The 19,796-nt window shown below is 69.5% G+C and carries 20 protein-coding genes; 7 read left to right on the forward strand and 13 right to left on the reverse strand.

The window, feature by feature from the left end:
- The first annotated feature begins 45 nt into the window (after window positions 1–45).
- The gene (locus OHA10_RS30370; protein WP_371402177.1) at window positions 46–1,788 is read left to right on the forward strand and encodes a hypothetical protein; all 1,743 of its coding nucleotides are present in this window, start codon (window positions 46–48) and stop codon (window positions 1,786–1,788) included.
- On the opposite strand, the gene OHA10_RS30375 is transcribed toward OHA10_RS30370, so the two are convergent.
- The 3 genes from OHA10_RS30375 to OHA10_RS30385 form a co-directional block, all read right to left on the reverse strand.
- Window positions 1,728–2,120 (reverse strand): VOC family protein, encoded by a 393-nt coding sequence (locus tag OHA10_RS30375; RefSeq protein WP_371402178.1) that lies wholly within the window; start codon window positions 2,118–2,120, stop codon window positions 1,728–1,730. The genes OHA10_RS30370 and OHA10_RS30375 overlap by 61 nt on opposite strands.
- A 74-nt stretch (window positions 2,121–2,194) precedes the next feature.
- Entirely contained in the window at window positions 2,195–2,929 is a 735-nt protein-coding gene (locus OHA10_RS30380; RefSeq protein WP_371402179.1) for a helix-turn-helix transcriptional regulator, read from the reverse strand.
- 53 nt (window positions 2,930–2,982) lie between these two features.
- A complete protein-coding gene (locus OHA10_RS30385; RefSeq protein WP_371402180.1) occupies window positions 2,983–3,606 on the reverse strand; it encodes a VOC family protein in 624 nt (207 codons plus the stop codon).
- Between the two features lie 169 nt (window positions 3,607–3,775).
- On the opposite strand from OHA10_RS30385, the gene OHA10_RS30390 reads away from it, so the two are divergent.
- Window positions 3,776–5,488, forward strand: coding sequence for a cation:proton antiporter (locus OHA10_RS30390; protein WP_371402181.1), 1,713 nt, complete (start codon window positions 3,776–3,778; stop codon window positions 5,486–5,488).
- On the opposite strand, the gene OHA10_RS30395 is transcribed toward OHA10_RS30390, so the two are convergent.
- The 6 genes from OHA10_RS30395 to OHA10_RS30420 form a co-directional block, all read right to left on the reverse strand.
- Window positions 5,485–6,222, reverse strand: a complete 738-nt coding sequence (locus OHA10_RS30395) for an alpha/beta hydrolase (protein ID WP_371402182.1) — start codon at window positions 6,220–6,222, stop codon at window positions 5,485–5,487. The two genes, OHA10_RS30390 and OHA10_RS30395, sit on opposite strands and share 4 nt — an antisense overlap.
- 194 nt (window positions 6,223–6,416) lie before the next feature.
- Window positions 6,417–6,986 carry a GNAT family N-acetyltransferase gene (locus OHA10_RS30400; protein ID WP_371402183.1) on the reverse strand — a complete coding sequence of 190 codons (570 nt, stop codon included), beginning with the start codon at window positions 6,984–6,986 and terminating at the stop codon, window positions 6,417–6,419.
- The gene (locus OHA10_RS30405) at window positions 6,983–8,581 is read right to left on the reverse strand and encodes an ATP-dependent DNA helicase RecQ (protein WP_371402184.1); all 1,599 of its coding nucleotides are present in this window, start codon (window positions 8,579–8,581) and stop codon (window positions 6,983–6,985) included. Before OHA10_RS30405 ends, OHA10_RS30400 begins: the two co-directional genes overlap by 4 nt.
- Before the next feature lie 7 nt (window positions 8,582–8,588).
- Window positions 8,589–9,257, reverse strand: a complete 669-nt coding sequence (locus tag OHA10_RS30410) for a DNA-3-methyladenine glycosylase (protein ID WP_371402185.1) — start codon at window positions 9,255–9,257, stop codon at window positions 8,589–8,591.
- A gap of 21 nt (window positions 9,258–9,278) precedes the next feature.
- Window positions 9,279–9,854 carry a dihydrofolate reductase family protein gene (locus OHA10_RS30415; RefSeq protein WP_371402186.1) on the reverse strand — a complete coding sequence of 192 codons (576 nt, stop codon included), beginning with the start codon at window positions 9,852–9,854 and terminating at the stop codon, window positions 9,279–9,281.
- A gap of 65 nt (window positions 9,855–9,919) precedes the next feature.
- Window positions 9,920–10,657, reverse strand: coding sequence for a class I SAM-dependent methyltransferase (locus OHA10_RS30420; RefSeq protein ID WP_371402187.1), 738 nt, complete (start codon window positions 10,655–10,657; stop codon window positions 9,920–9,922).
- 50 nt (window positions 10,658–10,707) lie between these two features.
- On the opposite strand from OHA10_RS30420, the gene OHA10_RS30425 reads away from it, so the two are divergent.
- On the forward strand, window positions 10,708–10,950 hold the full coding sequence (locus OHA10_RS30425) for an inositol oxygenase family protein (protein ID WP_371402188.1): 243 nt from the start codon (window positions 10,708–10,710) through the stop codon (window positions 10,948–10,950).
- Here OHA10_RS30425 and OHA10_RS30430 read toward each other — a convergent pair.
- The gene (locus OHA10_RS30430) at window positions 10,947–11,594 is read right to left on the reverse strand and encodes a VOC family protein (protein ID WP_371402189.1); all 648 of its coding nucleotides are present in this window, start codon (window positions 11,592–11,594) and stop codon (window positions 10,947–10,949) included. The two genes, OHA10_RS30425 and OHA10_RS30430, sit on opposite strands and share 4 nt — an antisense overlap.
- 156 nt (window positions 11,595–11,750) lie before the next feature.
- Between OHA10_RS30430 and OHA10_RS30435 the strand changes: the two genes are divergently transcribed.
- Both OHA10_RS30435 and OHA10_RS30440 read left to right on the forward strand, forming a co-directional pair.
- Window positions 11,751–13,160 carry an alkaline phosphatase gene (locus tag OHA10_RS30435; RefSeq protein ID WP_371402190.1) on the forward strand — a complete coding sequence of 470 codons (1,410 nt, stop codon included), beginning with the start codon at window positions 11,751–11,753 and terminating at the stop codon, window positions 13,158–13,160.
- Between the two features lie 95 nt (window positions 13,161–13,255).
- Window positions 13,256–14,194, forward strand: a complete 939-nt coding sequence (locus OHA10_RS30440) for a helix-turn-helix domain-containing protein (protein WP_371402191.1) — start codon at window positions 13,256–13,258, stop codon at window positions 14,192–14,194.
- Here OHA10_RS30440 and OHA10_RS30445 read toward each other — a convergent pair.
- Complete coding sequence (locus OHA10_RS30445) at window positions 14,191–14,892, reverse strand: GAF and ANTAR domain-containing protein (RefSeq protein WP_371402192.1); 702 nt, start codon at window positions 14,890–14,892, stop codon at window positions 14,191–14,193. The two genes, OHA10_RS30440 and OHA10_RS30445, sit on opposite strands and share 4 nt — an antisense overlap.
- A gap of 179 nt (window positions 14,893–15,071) precedes the next feature.
- Between OHA10_RS30445 and OHA10_RS30450 the strand changes: the two genes are divergently transcribed.
- Together OHA10_RS30450 and OHA10_RS30455 are read left to right on the forward strand one after the other, a co-directional pair.
- On the forward strand, window positions 15,072–15,731 hold the full coding sequence (locus OHA10_RS30450; protein WP_371402193.1) for a transglycosylase SLT domain-containing protein: 660 nt from the start codon (window positions 15,072–15,074) through the stop codon (window positions 15,729–15,731).
- 11 nt (window positions 15,732–15,742) lie between these two features.
- Entirely contained in the window at window positions 15,743–16,357 is a 615-nt protein-coding gene (locus OHA10_RS30455) for a DUF1684 domain-containing protein (protein ID WP_371402194.1), read from the forward strand.
- 1 nt (window position 16,358) lies between these two features.
- Here the strand turns inward: OHA10_RS30455 and OHA10_RS30460 are convergent, their stop codons facing one another.
- Both OHA10_RS30460 and OHA10_RS30465 read right to left on the reverse strand, forming a co-directional pair.
- Window positions 16,359–18,527 carry a DEAD/DEAH box helicase gene (locus OHA10_RS30460; RefSeq protein ID WP_371402195.1) on the reverse strand — a complete coding sequence of 723 codons (2,169 nt, stop codon included), beginning with the start codon at window positions 18,525–18,527 and terminating at the stop codon, window positions 16,359–16,361.
- Between the two features lie 175 nt (window positions 18,528–18,702).
- Window positions 18,703–19,710 (reverse strand): SDR family oxidoreductase, encoded by a 1,008-nt coding sequence (locus tag OHA10_RS30465; RefSeq protein ID WP_371402196.1) that lies wholly within the window; start codon window positions 19,708–19,710, stop codon window positions 18,703–18,705.
- Window positions 19,711–19,796: the final 86 nt, after the last annotated feature.

The raw sequence follows: 19,796 nt of genomic DNA on the forward strand, positions 1-19,796 counted from the left end.
CAGACTCCGGCTCGGGCCGCCCGGGTTCGCAGTACCGTGATCGGTGTGACGAGCAGTCGGCGTGACACCGAGCTGGCGACGCGGACCCGGGCGGTTCTCGATGCTGCGGCCGGGCATGTGTTCGGCACGGAACCCGGTCGGCTCGCAGCGGAGTTGTACGACGTACTCGCGCGGACGACCGACGACGCGGACCGGGCCCGAGTTGCGGCGGCGCTGGCGCGCTGCTGGGTGTACGGCGGGCATGCCGATCGGGCGGCGGTGTTCGCCGACGAGGCGTTGGCCCGGGCGGAGAAGACGGAAGATCCGGAGCTGATCGCGGACTGCCTCGACGCGGTGCTCGCGGCGAACTGGGGGCCGGACGAGTTGGCTCTTCGACAGCAGACAGCGGGACGGCTGGACGACGTCTCGGCTCACGTGCTCGATCCCGAGGCGCGGCTTCGCGGGCATCTGTGGGGTTTGCAGATCGGGTGGGAGACGCTGCGGGTGCCGGTGATCCAGCGCCAGCTCCGTGCGTTGGAGTCGCTGGCCGAGGAATCGCCGCGGGCCCGGTTCTTCGCCGCGTCGAGGCGGTGGATGTACGACCATGTGCGCGGCGTTCAGCGAGCTGACCTGATCGGCATCGCGGAGAGCGCGGCGGCGGAGGCCGGGCTGCCGGACGGATGGATGGTGACGAGCCTGATGCGCGGCTACTCCGCGCTGCACACGGGCGACTCGAAGACCGTGGCGGAGGCTCTCGAGCTGATGGAGGAGTTCGCTCGCTCAGAGGGAGTCACCGAGGTAGCGACGGAGGCCGCCGCGGTCTGGGCGTTGGCTGGTCGGCCGGATCGTGCACAGGTCCTGCTCGAGGAGCTCGGCCCGGACGTGCTGGAGACGCTCCCGCGCGACGTGAACTACCTGCTCAACCTGCAGTGCGTGCTCGAAGCAGCGCTGGCGGTTCACAACGAGGAGCTCGTTCGTACGGCGGTCCGTCTGCTCACGCCGTACGGGAACCGGGCTGTCCTCAACGCCGGCGCGGTGTACTTCCACGGCGTCACCGACGACACTCTCGCCCGCGCGGCAGCATTGACCGGCGATGTCGAGCAGGCCGGACTCCTGCGCACCCGAGCCCTCCAGACCTACCTGCGGATCGGCGCCACCTGGTGGCACGACCGGCTCCAGAGCCAGGCCGAGGTACCAGCGGAAGCTGTCGTACATTTCCATCTGTCCCACGACGGGCTCTGGCTGATCGGCGCCTCGCCCGGGCGACCGATGCGAGCTCTGCGCGGCTTCGACTATCTGCAGCGACTGCTCGCTCAGCCGGGGCAGACGGTGTCCGCGGTCGACCTGATGACCGGTGGGGCGGCAACGGTCATCCAGTCGGACAGCGGTCCGCGGCTCGATCGGCAGGCGGCTGCGGCGTACCGGCAGCGCCTGACCGACCTCGCGAGCGAGCTCGCCGAGGCGAACGACTGGGCCGACCTCGCCCGCGCCGAGTCGCTCGCTGCCGAGCGGGAAGCGCTCTTGAGCGAACTCAGCTCGGCCGAAGGCCTCGGCGGCCGCAGTCGCGCGACCGGCTCGACCGCGGAACGAGCCCGCGTCGCCGCCACCAAAGCCATTACCGCGGCGATCACCCGCATCGAAGCAGTCGACCCGGCCCTCGCCACGCACCTCCGCGACGCGGTCCGCACCGGCACCGACTGCAGCTACCGCCCCCGACCGGACGACCGCCTGACCTGGCTTCTTTCGAATCAAGCAGCGGCCGGCGGGGTGAAGATGCCGAACTGGTTGCCGGACGGGTCGCGGAGGTAGGCGAACGCCGGGGTCCCGGGACCGGGGTCGACGTTCTTGCTGATGACCGTGCCGCCGAGTTGCTCCGCTTCGGCGCAGGTGGCCTCGAGGTCGGCGACGAGGATGTAGAAGACGGCGTGGTTGGGCAGCTGGCCGCCGGTGCCGAAGATGCCGCCCATCGGCTGCTGGCCGCCGGAGGCGGTGATGTTGCGGTAGTCCAGACCGCCCGAGGTGAGGCTGCCGGACGACTCGAACGTCCAGTCGAACAGGCTGCCGTAGAACTTCTGCGCACCCTCCGGGTCGTCGCTCGCGACCTCGAACCAGGCCAGGGTGCCGGTGGCGGGAATCGTCATGGGATCTTTCTCCTTCGTCGAATGAAGCCGAACTGATTCGGCAGACCCCACGGTTTCAGCGGTTCGCGACAGCCCTATGTCGGAGTTGGAAAAAGATCCTCGGGACGCAACGCGAGAGCCGGCAGTTTGGTCTCGAAGCCGTCGACGTGCAGATCGCCGGTCGCCTGCGGCCGGTGCGGCGCCGTCACCGTGCGCTCGGCCTTCGTGATGCGGTCCATCCGGAAGACCCGGTCCTCCTGACGCAGATGGCACCAGGCCGTCAGATACGAACCCTTCGGCCCGACGACGACGTGCTGCGGCTCGACCTCGCGGACGGTCTCGACACCGTCGCCATTGGTGTAGAAGATCCGCAGGACGTGGTTGTCGCGTACGGCGCGCCAGATTTGCTCGGCCACGTCGCCGTCCGGGTCGGGCGTGGGCCGGACCAAGAGCCGGACCTTCGCGGCCGTCGACCGCGCCTCCTCGAGCGCGTGCTGTGGCATGGCGGCGACGATCTTCTGCAGTGCGGTGCGGGAGTCTCCGGAGAACAACACATGGGGGCTGCCGCTCAGGGCGACTGCGACCGCCATCGCCTCGCGGGCGGTGAAGTTCAGCGGCGGCAGGCTCATCGACCGGTCCACGCTGTACCCGCCGGTGCGGCCCTGTTTCGTTGCCAGCGGCACCCCGGCCTGACCGAGCGCGCTCAGATCGCGCTCGATCGTCCTGACGCTGACCTCGAAACGGTCCGCCAACTGCCGCGCCGTACGCCCTCTCGGCCCTGCTGCCCGTAGTTCCTCGGCGAGGGCGTACAGCCGATCGATCCGGTTCATACGGGCAGGCTAGGCCGCTCCATGGACAGTTATTGCGGGAGTTATTGCGGGAGTTATTGCGGGAGTTCGGTGCTGGTGCGCTCGGCGACCATGTACGCGGCGTACCAGGCCGGCCAGTTCTCGTCCGCCTGGCCGGTGCGCGCCTCGTGCTCGCCGTGGGCGGCGGCCGCGCGCTTGAGCGCACCCTCGAGGTCCTCGACGGACGTGTACGTCGAGTCGGTGACCCGCCCGGGCAGCCGGGTGGTGACCTCCTGAAGCAGCCAGGTGTTGCCGTCGGGGTCGCTGAAGGTCGCGAACGAGCTGTAGCTGGACCGGTCGTCCGCCGGACCGTCCACGCGCCCGCCGGTGTCGCCGGCCTCGAACTGAGCTCCGGGAGCCGCCGCGTGGAAGACCTCGGTGACCTTCGCGCCGTGCGCGAGCAACTCGGACCGAGCCGCGTCGACATCGGTGACGACCAGGTACAGGCCCTGCGCGCTACCCGGCGCCGCCGACGTGATGTTCGTACCGAACTGCACCGAGGCCAGCGAGCCCGGTGGCGTGAACTGGACGACGCGGAACCCGTTGTCGAACGCGAAGTCCGCATCCAGTCGCCAGCCGAGTCCGCTGTAGAACTCCTTCGCCCGGTCGGCGTCGGCCACCGGAATCACGACGGCTTCGAACTTCAGGTCGGTGCTCATAACTTCCTCCAGGGATCAACGTGCGGTGTCGCTGACCAATCTGCCGCCTCGAAGCCACCAATGACACCAGTGGGACTCCCTGGTCCTCCCACTGGCCGCCGAATTCAGGGAGCTCAGCGGACGTGGCGAGACGCTGTGTGGCGATGGAGACGCTCTAGACTGCGGTCGCGTGGGCCACCAGATCGTTCTGATTGCCGGTGCGGGGCTTGCGATCATGATTGCGGCGTCGGTGTTCGCGCGGCGGACTGGGGTCGCGGCGCCGTTGCTGCTGGTGGCGCTGGGGATCGGCGCGAGCTACCTGCCGAGTACGCCGGCGATCCACATCGAGCCCGAGATCATCCTCGCGGGCGTCCTCCCACCGCTGCTGTACGCGTCGGCGGTCCAGTTGCCGGTCCTCGACGTACGGCGGAACGTCGCGCTGATCTCCTGGCTGTCGGTCGTGATGGTGATCGTGTCCGCGCTGACGATCGGGGCGCTGGTGCACGCGTTGTTCCCGAGCATCTCGTTCGCATTGGCGACCGCGCTCGGCGCCGTGGTGAGCCCGACCGACGCGGTCGCGGCGACGGCGATCGGCCACCGGGTCGGGCTGCCGCCGCGGCTGATGACCGTGCTGGAAGGTGAGAGTCTCGTCAACGACGCGTCGGCCCTCGTCGTCCTGCGTACGGCGGTCGCCGCTCTCGCCGTCACCACGCACTTCAGCCTCGGTCACACCGTCCTCGACTTCGCCTGGGCGGTCGTCGGAGCGGTCCTGATCGGGCTGATCGTCGGCGTGCTGACCGCGCTGTTGCGGCAGCGGCTCGACGATCCGGTGCTGAACACGACGATCTCGTTCGCCGTACCGTTCCTCGCCTACTTCCCGGCGGAGGAACTGCATGCTTCCGGCGTCCTCGCGGTGGTGATCGCCGGGCTGTTGACCGGCGCGGTCGGGAGCCGGAGATTCAGCGCCCGCGACCGGCAGACGCAGGCGACCACGTGGACCACGATCAGCTTCATCCTCGAGAGCGGCGTGTTCCTCGCGATGGGCTACCAGTTGCCCGAGCTGGTCAACGACGCCCGGGCAGAGACGACGGTCGGTGAGATCACGGCGCTTGTCCTGCTCGTGGTCGGCCTGCTCGTCGCGTTGCGGTTCCTCGGATTGGCGTGGCCCGCGTTGCAGTTCCGGTTCGGCTCGAACAACCGCACCGAGCAGACACGCGCGAAACTGAGCCAGTTCGAGGAACACCTCGACGCGATGGAGCCGTCGGGGGAGCGGGAGGAGAACCGCCTCGCCTGGGCCCGCAAGCGGCTGGCCCGCGGCCAGGCCGACGCGGACTTCGAGGAGCGTGAACCGATCACGGCCCGCGGCATGCTCGTGCTCGCCTGGGCCGGGATGCGCGGCGTCGTCACCGTCGCCGCGGCGCAGACCATTCCGGCCGGTACGCCGCACCGCGCGACCGTCGTACTCGCCGCGTTCATCGTCGCGCTGATCACGCTCGTCGGCTTCGGGCTCTCGCTGCCCGCGGTGATCGCGCGGATGCGGTTCCGCCCGGAGAGCGCCGAGGAGAAGCGCGACTCGGTGACGGCGCTGATGCGGCAGATCGGCGAGGCCGCGATCGACGCGCTCGGCCCGCTGGAGGAGCAGACCGTCGACGGCGAACCGCTCGATCCGGACGCGGTCAGCGCGCTGAAGGAGCGGATCGTGCCCCGGCTGGTGTCCGGGAGCCGGCAGCTCCGGGACACCAAGCCGGACACGCGCGAACAGATGGCCGTCCTCCAGCGACGGTACCTGGACGCGATGCGCGAAGCTCTCGAAGCCGAGCGGAGCATCGGTGTCTACAGCTCAGACACCTACCGCGTCGTCGAAAGCTTCCTCGACACGTTCGAGCAGCGCTTCACCGCCTAGCGGAGATGACGGGTGAAGAACCGCACCATGCTGTCGACCTCGAACCGCGGAACCTCTTTGTGAGCGCCTGCGTTCGCGTGCAGGCTCTTCTCCGTTGACGCGAACGCGTCGAACAACGCCATCCCGGACTGACGCGGGATGTGCTGGTCGTCCCACTGCAGTGCGAACTCGACCGGCACCTTGATCCGGCTCGCATACCCGGCGAGCGTCTCGTCGTACCAGAAGATGCCGAACACCGCGGCGGTGATGCGCGGATCGACGGCCGTCAGCGGGATGCCGATCGCGGTGCCCATGTTCAGCCCGAAGTACCCGAACGGACCGGCGATCCCGGGGAGCAACTCGAGTGCGTCGAGGGTTGCCTGCCACTCGGGTACGGCGCGTTCGGCCAGGTGCAGGTTGTAGGGGACGACGATCGGGCCGACCGGTTCGCCGACCTCCATCGCGTGCTGCATCGCAACGGTCTCTTGCTCGTCGCGCGCCGTCCGCGGACGGTGGCCGTGGCCGGGAGCGTCGATGGACACGGCGTGGAATCCGGCGCCGGTGAGCATCCGGGCCCGGCCGACCATCGGCGCGGCCTTGCTGTCGCGTCCGCCGCCGTGGCCGAGGAGGACCAGCGGGGCCTGGTCGACCCCGTCGGGCGACCAGAGCATGCCGTGGACGTCGCCGAGGACGAACTCGCGCTCGAGTACGCCGTTCGTGGTGGCGGTGCTGATGAACTGCAGAGAAGTAGTCATGATCGTGCCTCTCCAGGAGTGCCTACAGGTCGGCGCTCCTGGCGACACCTACTTCGGTCGCCGCTCCGTGACGGTGAGAGGGAGCACCCAGCTCGGTACTGCGCGCATGGTGCTCACCTCCTCGTGTCGAGTCACGTTCGCCGGGAACGGTACAGCTCCGACGGGTGCCCTCGCCAGCGAATTACGTGCGGGCGTCAGCGGAGGTCGAGGCGCATGAGGACGCGGGGGTGGCCGGCCAAGGTGGAGGTGGTGTCGGCGGACTTGGTGAAGCCGGCCTGTTCGAAGTTCTTGCGGATGCCGGCGTACGCCATCGTCAGGTCGACCTTGGTGTCGCCGTTGTCGAGCGGATAGGCCTCGACGACCGGGGCGTCGTTCGTACGGGCGAAGTCGACGGCGCCCGCGATCAGTGCATGGGAGATGCCCTGACCGCGATGTCCCGGACGAACCCGGATGCACCACAGGGACCACACCGGGAGATCGTCGATGCGCGGGATCTTCCGGTTGCGGGCGAAGGTCGTCGCTGCACGCGGGGCGATCGCGGCCCAACCGACGGGCGTCTCACCGTCGTACGCGAGGACACCGGGCGCCGGCTTCTCCGTGCAGAGCTCCGCGACGTACTCGCCGCGGGCCGGGCCGCGGAGGGAGTTGTTCAGCTTGGACGGGATGCGGTAGCTCAGGCAGAAGCAGACCGTGGCCGTGGGCGACTTGGGCCCGATGACAGCGCGGACGTCCTCGAAGACGGTGGCCGGACGGACATCGATCATTCGGCCTCCAGCAGCTGGTTGTGGATCATGAACGCGGTACGGAGTTCCTTGTAGCCGACGCGGTCGAACAGGACGGTCATCGTCGTACCGTCGTAGTGCTCGACGAGCCCGGGGCCGAACGTGCGGTGCTTGACGCGGCTGCCGATCGGGAACGGCTCCTCCTCGGGCGGCGCCGCCGTACGGCCTGCCAGGTCGTTGTCGCAGTTGCCGCAGGGGCCTTCGTAATGCTCACCGAAGTAGCTGAGCAGCCACTCGCGGCGGCACCCGCCGTACTCCGCGTACGTCGACATCATCTCCACCCGCGACCGGGCCACCTCACGCCGGTCGTGCTCGACCGCCGACGCCGCCGCGACGGCCTTGTCGACGTCGACCCGCCGGGCCAGGTGGAACTGGTGGCCGATGGCAACGACTCGCGCGTCGGTGAGGCGTCCGAGGGCGCGCTCGACGCGGGCTGCACCGAGGTGGGTCGCGGCGGTCAGGTCGGCGATGTTCGCGGGTCGATGTTCGTGGACGGCGGTCGCGACGGCGAGGAGATCTTCGTCGGTGACGCCGCCGGAGGCGAAGAAACGGTTCAGGCCGAGGTCGGCGTGCCGGAAGAACAGCTCGATATCGGCCGGTTCGCCGTCGCGGCCCGCGCGGCCGATCTCCTGGTAGTACGCGTCGATCGAGGCCGGCGCCTCGGCGTGGCTGACCCAGCGGATGTCGGGTTTGTCGATCCCCATCCCGAACGCGATCGTCGCCACGACCACCCGGCAGTCGCCGGCCAGGAACGTGTCCTGGACCTCGCGGCGCTGCTTGGCCGACAGCCCGGCGTGGTACGCCTGCGCGGATACGCCGGCGGTGTTGAGATCGGAGGCCAGCTCCTCGGCGTGCCGGTGCGTGGCGACGTACACGATGCCGGCGCCGCGCGACGACCGGACGTGGCTGAGCAGGCGGCGGTTCTTGGTGTCGTCGTCGGCGAAGGCGAACACGGCGAGGTTGAGGTTCGGGCGGTCGAATCCGCCGACGACGACCGCGGGGTCGTCCATCTCGAGCCGGTGCGCGATCTGCTTGCGTACCGGCGGAGCGGCGGTCGCGGTCAGCGCCAGCACCGGCGGCCGTCCCATCGCCCGGATCGCGGCCGCCAGCCGGAGGTAGTCGGGCCGGAAGTCCTCGCCCCACTCACTCACCAGATGCGCCTCGTCCACCGCGAGCAGTCGCGGCCGGGACCTCGCCAGCAGGTCGAGTACGTCGGCATGCGTCAACTGCTCCGGCGACATCAGGACGAACCCCGGCCGCCCGTCCATCAGCAACTCGCGTGCCGCACGGCCACCGGCACGATCGGTCGCGTTCAGCTCGGCGACCTCGACTCCGGCCGGGTGCTTCGCCAAGGCCCGCAGCTGATCCCGCTGCAACGCCACGAGCGGGCTGACCACCACAGTCACTCCGCCGAGCGCCAGTCCCGCGAGCTGATAGATCGCCGTCTTCCCGGTCCCGGTGGCGAGCACGGCCAACGTGTCCCGCCCGTCCAGCACCGCCCGAACCGCGTCTTCCTGCCCCGGCCGCAGGGACTCGAACCCGAGCCACTCGCGAGCGAGCACGACGATGTCCCTCACGGTCACATCATGCCTTGGCTCGCTGGACCGCCCGCCAGCGCCAGAGGTACAGCCCGGCCAGCGTGCGCTGCGGCCGCCAGGCTTGCCCCAGCTTCTCGACCTCGGCCGGCTTGGGCAGCTCCGGCAGCTTGTACGCGGTCTCGACGGTCCGCCGGATCTCGAGGTCCCCGACCGCGAGCACATCCGGACGCAGCAGGTGGAAGATCAGGAAGATCTCCGCCGTCCACCGCCCGATCCCCTTGATCGCGGTGAGCTGGGCAACCACCTCGTCGTCCGGCAGCTCGGGCAGCCGCTCCAGCTCGAGTTCTCCCGAGATCACATGCTCCGCCAGCGACCGCAGCGAGGCGGTCTTCGCATGCGACAGCCCCACCGCGGTCCGCAGCCCGTCCGGCTCATCGGCCAGCAGTTCCTCCGGCGCCGGCGCATGCCCGCCGTACCGCTCGACAATCCGCCCGTAGATCGCCTGAGCCGCGATATTCGAGATGTTCTGCCCGACAATCGCCCGCACCAGCACGCCGTAGTGCTCAGAGGGCAGATCAGGTACGCCGGTGTCCCGGCTCTCCGACAACGGAGTACCAACACTCCCGACCACATCGTCGATAACCCCGGCAAGCACCGGATCAACTCCCCGCAGGAAGTCCTCAGGCAGGTCGTGGTCGTTTTCGAGCCTCACCATGGCCGAACCGTAGTACAGGGGTCAGTTGTTGACGTTGTAGACGAGTTTTTGGATGCCGTTGGGGTAGGCGGCGCTGTCGGTGAGGGTGAGGGAGAGTTTGTCGCGGTCGGCGTCGCTGAAGAGGCGTTTGCCGGCGCCGAGAAGGACGGGGAACACGAGCAGGTGGTAGCGGTCGATGAGGCCGGCGTCGGAGAGGTTGCGGTTCAGGGTGGCGCTGCCGTTGACGATGATCGGGCCGCCGTCGGTCTCCTTCAGGGCGGCGACGTCGTCGAGTGAGCGCAGGATGGTGGTCTCGCCCCAGTTCGTCACCAGGTCGCTGTCCTGCAGGGTGGTCGACACGACGTACTTCGGCATCGCGTTGTAGCCGGCGAACTCCACCGTCATCCCCGGCCAGACCGGCGCGAAGGACTGGTAGCTGACCCGGCCGAGCAGCAGCGCGGTCGCCTCGGACTGCTCGCTGCCCTTGATCTCGTACGCCGCCTCGTCGAACGGGATGTCCTTGAAGGTCCAGCCCGCGTTCCGGTATCCCGGCTCGCCGCCCGGGGCCTCGACGACGCCATCGAGAGAGACGAACGCGGTGGTGATGAGGGTACGCATCTGATGCTCCTTGATCGGGATGGGTTATGCCTCTGCGTCGAGCCGGGCCGGTTGGATACGACACGTCATGGTGTGACCCCCGTCACTATCCACGCGGCGGACTCGAAGTACACACCCGAACCGGTGTCATGCGCGGCGAGCACCTCGCGAAGAGCCCCGTGCGCCTGCGCGGCGGCGGCAGGATCGAGCTCCGCGAGCAGCGCCTGCGGCTCGCGGAGCGCGAGGACGTTCGCGCACGCCGTCTCCGCATCGGGACCGTAGTAGAGCAGCTCGTGCACAGCCGTGAACGTCGGGTCGATGAATCCCGCGGACGTGAGGATGTCCCGCGTCACGTCCTCCGACCCGAGCGTGAAGGCCGACTCGTCGCGGAACGTCCCACCGATCGCCTCCGGAATCACCCGCGCCCACTCGTTCTCCTCCCGCCGCTGCCAGACCAGCACCACGAGCCGGCCACCGGAGCGGAGCGCACGCCGCAGGTTGGTGAACGCACCGACCAGGTCATCGAAGAACATCACCCCGAACCGGCTGATGCAGACGTCGAACGATCCCGGCTCGAAGGTGTACGTCGCGGCGTCGGCCAGCAGATAGTCCACGTTCGGCATCGGCTGACGGCGCGCGTGCTCGAGCATCCGCTCGGAGACATCGACGCCGAGCACGCTGCCGCGCTCAGCATCGGCCGCTGCGTCCCGCGTGGTCTGCCCACCACCGCAGCCGACGTCGAGCACCCGATCCTCTGCCCGTACGGCGGACGCCGCGCGAAGTCGCTCGCGATAGAACCGCATCTCCGCGTCGTAGTCGAACATTGCCCAAGGCTAAAGGCGGCCGCTCACCTGGGCTGCCTGGTCTGCGCGGCATGTCGATCAGAACCGTCGATGACCTGATGAGCCTGCTCGCGGAGTGCGAGGACGCCTGGGACATGCCTGACCGCAGCGGCGATCCGGTCGACATCCTGGCCCACGATCGCCAATGTGCCGAGTTGCTGCGCCGCGACTTCCGGGACGACGAGGAGCTCCAGGTTGCCGGGCTGGTGCACGACATCGGGCATCTGCTGCGGCCGTCATGGCGACCGGTCGTCGAGCGAGTCGCCCGCGGTTAGGCGGCCGGCAGGAAGACGACTCGGTTGCCGTCGGGGTCCTGGGTGGCGCCGCCGGGCTCGGTGGCGGTGAGGCCGAGGTGGTCGATCGACGACGCGGCCTGGGGTACGAGCTTGACGGCGTCGGCGCCGATCCGGAACGTGTCGTCGGCGACGCGTTCCATGCCGAGATGCGTGCCGTAGAACTCGATCGCCGCCTCCAGGTCCGGCGCGGCGACAGCGACGTACGACAGACCGCGCACCGGCCCCGCCGTGATCGGCGGGACGCGGAACTCCTCCGAGCGCTGCAGCAGCTCGACCCGGACGCCGTTCGGATCGGACAGGAACGCGAGCCGGCCCTGACCGCTGCCGGCCACCCGCGGCGACGAGATCTCGCCGTACCCGAGCGCCATCAGCCGGGAGTAGTCGCCGTCGAGGTCGTCGGTCATGAAGCCGACATGATTCAGCCCGTACGCCGCCTGCGGGTCGGGCTCCTCGTGGTGGAGCAGCTCGACCAGGCCGGTGGCGACCTGGAGATGTACGCGATGGACGCGTGAGTTGGTCATGAACAAGCGGTCGACCACCTCCGCGCCGAGGCCGTCGTAGAACGACAGGCTCGCATCGAGGTCCCGCACCCGGCCGCCGACGTGGTTCAGCTCGTAGATCACCCGACCACCTTAGCAAGCGCTTTCCAATCCTGTCGCCACTCAGCGTTCGCTCAGCTGCACGCCCGGTGGCGTCACCTGGTGGTCACGTCGTAGTCACCTCACGTCCGGCGGCGACCCCTAGGTTCCAGCTGTCTTGACCAACCAGAAAGGCCCGGAATGATCAGGAAAAAGGCTTTCGTCGCTGCCTTCGCGGCGGCCTCGGTGATCGCTGCCGCCGGCATGGCCTCGGCCGCCGCCAGCGGGGCGTTCGACAGCGCTCGCGGCAACGACTCCGCCGCCGAGTCCGCCTCGCACCAGCCGCAGCGCGGGCCGAAGAACGTGATCTTCTTCCTCGGTGACGGCATGGGTACCCAGGAGATCACCGCGGCGCGCTACTACCAGGGCGTCCAGAACAAGCTCAACGTCGACCGGGCCCGCTACACCGGCTTCGACACCACGTGGTCGGTGAAGCCGGCTGCCAAGCCGCCGTACAAGCCGGACTACGACCCCGACTCGGCCTCCACCGGCTCGAGCTGGGCGACCGGCAAGAAGACGATCGACGAGCGGATCTCGCAGGGTCCGAGCAGCGCCGACAACGTCCCCGGCACGAACTACCAGACCGTGCTGGAGCTGGCCCAGAAGCGCGGCCTGAAGGTCGGCAACGTCTCCACCGCGGAGATCACCGACGCCACGCCGGCGGTCCTCGCGTCGCACATGTCGCTGCGCGGCTGCCAGGGGCCGGCCGACATGACGGCCTGCCCGAAGGAGACGAAGGCGGCCGGCGGTCTGGGCTCGATCGCGGAGCAGGAGGTCGACCACAAGATCGACGTCCTCCTCGGCGGCGGCCGCGCCCGGTTCGAGCAGCAGATCACCGGCGGGCCGTACGCGGGCAAGACGGTCGTCGACCAGGCCAAGGCCAAGGGCATCCAGTACGTGACGGACGCGGCCGGGCTGAAGTCGGTGAAGGACAACAAGCCGGTGCTCGGCCTGTTCAACAGCAGCAACATGTCGCTGGAGTGGAGCGGACCGGCCGCTTCCCTCGGCAAGGGCAACGCGGCGCAGTCCTGCAAGGAGAACCAGCGCCCGTCGAACGAGCCGAGCCTGTCGGACATGACGTCGAAGGCGATCAGCCTGCTGGAGAACAAGAAGGGCTTCTTCCTGCAGGTCGAGGGCGCGTCGATCGACAAGCAGGACCACGCCACCAACGCCTGCGGCCAGATCGGTGAGACCGTCGCCTTCGACAGGGCGATCGGCGTCGCGCTGAACTACCAGAAGACGCACCCGGACACGCTGGTCGTCGTCACCGCCGACCACGCGCACACCAGCCAGATCGTCGGCGAGGACGCCTCTGGCTCGGGTCTGCCGACCGGCTGGTCGACGAACCTGACCACCAAGGACGGCCAGACACTGACCCTGACCTATGGCACCGCCGGCTTCGGCGGCGACGGCAAGGCCCCGGTCGCCGTGCCGCCGAGCCAGCAGCACACCGGCGCGGTCGTGCCGGTCTGGGCCAACGGTCCGGGCGCCGAGGCGGTTCTCGGCACCAACGACCACACGCACCTGTTCGACGTCCTGCAGGGCAGGTAACGGCTGTTTGAATCAAACGTGTGGCCCCCGGTTCTTGACGAATCGGAGGCCACACGAAGGTGGTGAAGTGCCCGGACGGCGTGCACTATGGCCCGATGGAATCGCTGCTGTTCGAGAGCCGGGACCTCGCCAGGACGGAGGAGTTCCTCAATCGCGCCTACACCAAGATGCAGATCAGGGGCCGGGCGACCGACGTCCGGACGCGGATCTCCCGGTCGGCCGCGGAGTCGCTCAGCATCGACCGGATCGAGATCGGCTTCGAGATGAGCTACGACGCCGATCCGCTCGGCAAGATCTGTCTGTGCGAGATCAGCTCGGGCACCATCACCGACCACGCCACCGACGGTTGGGAGGACGAGTTCCGGCCGGGCGACCTGGTCGCGTTCGCGCCGCCGGACCGCCCGTACGCCGGGAAGATCCAGCGGTCGTCGTACACCATCACGATGTTCGACCCGGCCCTGCTGAACCGGGTCACCGGAGCCGGCCGGAAGGACGACGCACCGGTCCGCCTGCTCTCGCACCGGCCGCAGTCGCGCACCGCGGCCCACCAGCTGTCCAAGACGATCGCCTATCTCGACCAGGTGCTGCCCAACCCCGCCGTACAGTCCTCGCCGCTGGTGCTCGCGTCCGTCTCCCAACTGCTCGCCTCGAGCGTCCTCGCCGCGTTCCCGAACACCGCGGACACGGAGAGCACGGGCGGTCGCGACGCCCGCCCGCCGACGGTCCGGCGGGCGATGGCGTTCATGGAGTCGAATCTCGGCCGGCCCATCACGATCGCCGATATCGCGGCCGCGGCCGGTGTGACCGTGCGGGCCGTGCAGACCGCGTTCCAGCGCCATCTCGGTACGTCGCCGCTCGCCCAGCTGCGCCTGCTCCGGCTGGCCCACGTGCACTCCGAACTGAAGGCCGCCGACCCGGCCACGCACACCGTCGCCGAGATCGCCGCGCGGTGGGGATTCCACCATCACGGGCGGATGGCAGCGGCGTACCTGGAGCGGTACGGCGAGCTGCCGAGCACGACGCTGGCGCGCTAGGGGAGCTTGCGGGTGGCGATGAGCTGTTCGGCGACGTCCCGCAGCTTGGTGTTGGTGTCCTGCGAGTAGCGCTTGAGTACGGCGAACGCGCGGTCGGCGTCGATGTCGAAGCGTTCCATCAGGATGCCCATCGCCTGACCGACGAGCTTCCGCGCGTCGATCGCCTGGGCCATCGTGGCCTCGTGGCGGGCCGACGCGAGGGCCACCGACGCGTGCCGGGCCAGGATGTGCGCGACCGCCTCGTCGTCGGGCGCGAACGCGTCCGCCGCCGGACTGTACAGACCCAGCACCCCGACGGTCGGACTCCGCACATCGCCGGTGACCAGCGGTACGTCGAGAACGCTGCGGACTCCCAGCGCAGCGACCTTCGCCGCCCACTGGGGCCAGCGCTGGTCCGTGCCCGTGTCGCGGATCAGCACCGTCTGGCGCTCACGCATCGCCGTCACCAGCGGCCCGCTCTGGTTGCCGATCTGGAGCTCGTAGACCTCGGCGACGACCGGGTCGGTCACGGCGGAGATCTCCGCGCGCGAGCCACGGACGGACAGTGCGACACCGGCGTACGTGCAGTTGAGGGCCTGCAGGGCGAACTGCACGACCGCGTCGACGGTCTCCTCGACCCCGGGCGCGTCGTGCAGCTCGACGGCGAGTCGCGCGAACGCCGTGGCAGCACTGTCCTGGCTCGGATCGAGCATCGTCATCCCTGATTCTCCCTGGTCGTGCCGGCACCGGGTTCCGGGTGGTCCCCCTCCGGACCACCCGGCAGCCGTGGTCACATGATGCGGCGCGAAGCCGGGTTTCGGCGCGTCTCCTGGCGCAGTTGTTGCAAAAGTTGCGTTGCGTGGACAGCACGGTTTCGTCGTACGGATAAGTTGGTCAGGTGAAGCGCTGGTCATGGGTGGCGGTCGGGGTCCTGCTGGTCGGCGTATGGGCCGCCTGCTCGGACAACGACCACAAGAACGAGACCAGAACCGCGTCCGCGCCGAAGACCCAACCGACGGCGACCAAGCCGGAACCGACGCCGGCACCCACGTCCGCCAAGCCGTGGTACGACGACTACGATCCGGCCCGGTTCGCTCCCGAGGTGCGCCGTTACGCCAAGCAGGCGGGGATCAACGCACAGTTGCTGATGGCAATCTTGTACAACGAGGACTACAAGCCGCACGACCCGAAGTTCGAACGGCAGTGGGCCGAGATCGACTCCGACCCGGCGTTCGGGATCGCCAACATGCACAAGCCGGCCTTCGACGAGACCAAACGCGGCCGCGACTTCGCCAAACGGAAGTGGGAGGAGCTGCCGGACAACCCCGCGCTGGCGATCGAGGCCGCCGCCTGGCACCTGCACGACCTGGCCAAGCGGCTGCCGAGCAAGCGCGCGGACCTGTACACCAAGGACGAATTGCTTGCCCTCGGCTACAACGCCGGCGGGGGCAACATGCGGATCTTCGCCCGCGGCCGGAAGGCCGGGGCGCAGGCACAGTCGTACCTGGACCGCCTGCACGGCAATTGGGCCAAGTCCGCCGAAGCCCTGAAGAGCTGACGGGAGACATCGTGGAATTCGCATCGCCCGCACTGGCTGTCGCCGACTGGCGCCGCCGTGTGTTCGCGCTCTACCAGTCCGTCCGCGCCGCATCCGATCCGGCCGCGGGACACGAGCTGTGGCGGGCCGGGCGCGACGACCTGCTCAGGCATCACCCGGCCTCCCCGGTGCCGGCCGACGAACGTCCGGCGTACAGCGGCGCCCGGATCGGGGAGTACCGCCCCGAACTGCGGTTCGACGCCGCGATCGACACCGATGTGAAGCCGGATCGGTGGGAGTTCGAGTCCGCCACCGACGGCGTGATCCCGTTCTCACTGATCGGCGTACTGCACCTGCCGGCCGTCGGCGACCTCGACGTCTGGTGGCTCGAGTCGTACGGCGGCGGCATCTTCGTCCCGCTCAAGGACGCGCTGGCCGGCAAGTCGACGTACGGCGGTGGCCGCTACTTGATCGACACCGTCAAGGGCGCCGACCTCGGCGGCGACCTGCGTGAGGGCCGGCTCGTCGTGGATCTGAACTTCGCGTACAACCCGTCGTGCGCCTACAGCCCCGAATGGACCTGCCCGCTCGCCCCGGCAACCAACAAGGTCGACGTCGAGTTGCCGGTGGGCGAGCTGTCGGGCTAGATCAGGCAGCAGCCTCCAGGGCCTGCGTGAGCAGGGCGGCGAGCGCCTCGAGCTGGAAGTCGGCCGAAGCACCCACCTCCTCGTCGGAGCCGTCGAGGGCCTTGGCCGCGAGACCGGCCTTGGCGTCGATGAGGTCGGCGATGCGGGTGTCGATCGTCTGCGCGGCGATGATCCGCCACGCGGTGACCGGCTCGTCCTGACCGATCCGGTGCACCCGGTCGATCGCCTGGGTCTGCTCGGCGTTCGTCCAGGACAGCTCGGCGAGCACGACGTTCGAGGCGACCTGCAGGTTCAGGCCGACGCCCGCGGTCAGCAGCGAGCAGACCGCGATCGAGACGTCCGGATCGTTGACGAAGGCATCGATGTTCTTCTGCCGGGTCCGGGCGGTCTGATCGCCGCGGATCGAGGAGAACTGGATGCCGCGCTCGGCGAACAGCTCCTCGGCCGCGTCCATCACCTCGATGTGGCGGGCGAAGAACACCACCTTGCCGACGTTCTGCGCCAGCTGGGCCGCGTAGTCGGCGGCCAGGCCGGCCTTGGCCTGACCGATCCGGCGGAACAGGCTGAACACGTTCTCGCCGGTCTTCTTGGTCGCCATCTCGGCCCGCTCCCAGCCGGCCACCTGGCGGACCAGGTCGTGGTCGATCCCGTCGACGACGATGCCGGAGCGGCGGGTCTCGAGCGCGGTGTTGTACCGCGCGACGAGGCGGTCGGCGAGCTCGCGCTCGGCGGCCCGGATCGAGCGGCCGACGGCGCCGTCCAGCTCGACCGGCAGATCGGCGATCCGGCGGGCCGGGATGTCCGCGGCCACGTCGACCTTGCGGCGCCGGACGATACCCATGTCGATGACGCTCGCCCGCGCGGCGGCGGAGAAGCCCGGGTCGGCCGGGGTCAGGTCGGTGTCGTCGAGCTTCTCCATCAGCTCGGCCCGCGGCGCCTTCTCGTCGACCCAGCCGAGGTACTCCCAGATCGCGGTGAAGTCCTCGATCGAGTTGATCAGCGGCGTTCCGGTCAGCGCCATCAGCAGCGGACGGACCGTGCGGTTGCGGATCCGGTTCGACAGCTCGAGCACGTTGCGTGACCGCTGCGACTTCTTGTTCTTGATGAAGTGCGCCTCGTCGACGACCATGCCGCGGAAGCCGAGGTCGCCGAGCCAGCCGACATGCCGGTCGAGAACCTCGTAGTTGACCACGACGATGTCGGCGAAGCCGTCGATCGTGTCACCGTCACCGTGGATGACGGTCGGCGTACGGCGCGGGGTCCACAGGTTGGCCTCGCGGGCCCAGTTGGTCTTCACGACGTTCGGCACGACGGCGAGCAGGGGATAGGCCTCGGCGGCCTGGGCGGCGAGGAGGGCCTGCGCCGTCTTGCCCAGACCGGGCTCGTCGGCGAGGAGGAACGTCCGGTGCCCGGCGGCCGCGGCCGCGATCACACCGGCCTGGTGCGGCATCAGCTCGAGACCGCGCAGGCGCAGCGAGTCGATGCCACCGGCCAGCTGGAGCGACGTCGGGTCGGGCAGCTTCATGCTCGCCGAGGCGCCGGCGTGCTCGAACGACCTCAGCAACGGCCCGATCAGCTCCCAGCCTGCCAGCCGGCTGGCACGGACCGGGCGGGACGGCGCGGCGGAGAAGTCCGGCGCGAGGAACGGATTCGCGAGCTGCCGGGACACGACTGCCTGCGGCACCACCCGACGGGTCTGCGTGTCCGGGGGAGCGACCGGCTGGACCGGCTCCGGCTCCTCGGGCAGCTCCATGCCGGCGTCCTCGAGCATCTGCCGCTTGAGGGCGGCCGCGGCCTCGGAGATCACCGCGTCCTCGGCGAGCAGACCGAGCAGGGTCGGGTCCAGCGCGGCGGTCTTCGCCAGGATGGTGGCGATGCCGTCGAGCCGCCGCAGCTGCTCGGTCCGGTACGCCTCGGTGGCCGACTCCGCGCCGTTCACCCGGGCCCGCTCCTCGCGGACCAGCAGGGCGACCACCTGGAACTTCGTCCGGGTCGACGGCTTGGTGGCCCCCCGGGTGACCGCGGCCTCGACCTCGCGCACGGCCTGCGCGAGGACCTGGATCAGACCGTCTGACTCACCGTCGCGGACACGACGCCGTCGACGGGGAGCGGAACGGGTAGCGCCGGGCTGGCGCTGACCTCGTCGGGCCAACTGTTCCTCCTGTGTCATGCCACGACGGAGCCGTGGCGGAACGCCAGACCACGCGACCGAACCGCCGACGAGACGCCACGCGGTGACAAGCAGTGGGCCGTCCAGAGGGTCCCCCAGGAACACGGCTCAGAATTCACCGCTCCTGAATGCGCGATCGAGAAACCATCCTACCCTCTGTCAGCACCAACAGCCGCTACCGGCTCCCACCCAGTCGCAAGCGGCTCCGGGTCAGGTACGCCGTAGCGGCGGCCGTGCCGGTCGCGAGGGCGGTGAGGAGACCCCGGTGGCGGGACGCCCAGACCTGGTAGCTGCGGGCCGTCGCACGGCCGTCGAACACTCCGTGAGCGCCGTAGTCACGCTCCTCGTCGGCCGGCTGCCAGAGGTTGGCGGCCTTCTCGGCGGGCTCGTCGGCCTGCTGGGACTTGTACCCGGTGCGGGCCAGGTAGCGGTCCAGGAGACCGGCGGCGAACTTGTTCGCCACGATGGTGGCGGCAGTCGGCCCACCGACCCAGTACTCACGGCGGCCCGGGTGATCGGCGGCGTACACGACGGCGTCCGCGGCGACCTCCGGCTGGAAGATCGGCGGCACCGGCTGCGGGTGCTTCGGCAGCCGGGACAGCACCCAGGAGAACTGCGGCGTGTTCACCGCGGGCATCTGGACCATCGTCGCGTGCACGTTCGACTTGTCGTGCAGCAGTTCGCAGCGGAGCGAGTCGTGGAATCCCTGGATCGCGTGCTTGGCCCCGCAGTACGCCGACTGCAGCGGGATCCCGCGATAGGCCAGCGCCGACCCGACCTGGACGATCGTGCCGTGGTCCCGCGGCTTCATCCGGTCCAGCGCCGCGCGGGTGCCGTAGACGTACCCGAGGTACGTCACCTCCGTCGTCCGCCGGAACTCGGCGGGCTCGATCTCCAGGAACGGCGCGAACACCGAGCTGAAGGCGACGTTCACCCACACGTCGATCGGCCCGAGCTCCTTCTCGACCGTCCCCGCCGCGGCCTCGACCTGGTCGTAGTCGGCAACGTCGACCTCGATCGGCAGCGCCGTACCGCCCGCCTTCTCGACGTCGCGTACGGCGCCTTCGAGCCCGCTCTCGCCCCGGGCCAGCAACCCCACCTTCGCCCCACGCCGCGCGTACGCGACCGCAGTAGCCCGCCCGATCCCACCACTCGCCCCGGTCACCACGACAACCTGTCCCATACGTCCCAGGTGTCCCGCCGGCGAGCCCGCAAACGGGCGTGAATGCGCAGCGGAGTGACGGGTACCTGGCGGAAGGGTGAAATCGG

The organism is Kribbella sp. NBC_00662, assembly GCF_041430295.1.
In the GTDB taxonomy this organism is placed as follows: domain Bacteria; phylum Actinomycetota; class Actinomycetes; order Propionibacteriales; family Kribbellaceae; genus Kribbella.

What these genes read in the sequence shown, in the direction of transcription:
- OHA10_RS30460 (WP_371402195.1), bottom strand. Translation starts at nt 18,527, where the DNA reads ATGACACAGGAGGAACAGTTGGCCCGACGAGGTCAGCGCCAGCCCGGC.
- OHA10_RS30410 (WP_371402185.1), bottom strand. Translation starts at nt 9,257, where the DNA reads ATGGTGAGGCTCGAAAACGACCACGACCTGCCTGAGGACTTCCTGCGG.
- OHA10_RS30420 (WP_371402187.1), bottom strand. Translation starts at nt 10,657, where the DNA reads ATGTTCGACTACGACGCGGAGATGCGGTTCTATCGCGAGCGACTTCGC.
- OHA10_RS30415 (WP_371402186.1), bottom strand. Translation starts at nt 9,854, where the DNA reads ATGCGTACCCTCATCACCACCGCGTTCGTCTCTCTCGATGGCGTCGTC.
- OHA10_RS30380 (WP_371402179.1), bottom strand. Translation starts at nt 2,929, where the DNA reads ATGAACCGGATCGATCGGCTGTACGCCCTCGCCGAGGAACTACGGGCA.
- OHA10_RS30435 (WP_371402190.1), top strand. Translation starts at nt 11,751, where the DNA reads ATGATCAGGAAAAAGGCTTTCGTCGCTGCCTTCGCGGCGGCCTCGGTG.
- OHA10_RS30465 (WP_371402196.1), bottom strand. Translation starts at nt 19,710, where the DNA reads ATGGGACAGGTTGTCGTGGTGACCGGGGCGAGTGGTGGGATCGGGCGG.
- OHA10_RS30445 (WP_371402192.1), bottom strand. Translation starts at nt 14,892, where the DNA reads ATGACGATGCTCGATCCGAGCCAGGACAGTGCTGCCACGGCGTTCGCG.
- OHA10_RS30395 (WP_371402182.1), bottom strand. Translation starts at nt 6,222, where the DNA reads ATGACTACTTCTCTGCAGTTCATCAGCACCGCCACCACGAACGGCGTA.
- OHA10_RS30400 (WP_371402183.1), bottom strand. Translation starts at nt 6,986, where the DNA reads ATGATCGATGTCCGTCCGGCCACCGTCTTCGAGGACGTCCGCGCTGTC.
- OHA10_RS30375 (WP_371402178.1), bottom strand. Translation starts at nt 2,120, where the DNA reads ATGACGATTCCCGCCACCGGCACCCTGGCCTGGTTCGAGGTCGCGAGC.
- OHA10_RS30440 (WP_371402191.1), top strand. Translation starts at nt 13,256, where the DNA reads ATGGAATCGCTGCTGTTCGAGAGCCGGGACCTCGCCAGGACGGAGGAG.
- OHA10_RS30385 (WP_371402180.1), bottom strand. Translation starts at nt 3,606, where the DNA reads ATGAGCACCGACCTGAAGTTCGAAGCCGTCGTGATTCCGGTGGCCGAC.
- OHA10_RS30425 (WP_371402188.1), top strand. Translation starts at nt 10,708, where the DNA reads ATGTCGATCAGAACCGTCGATGACCTGATGAGCCTGCTCGCGGAGTGC.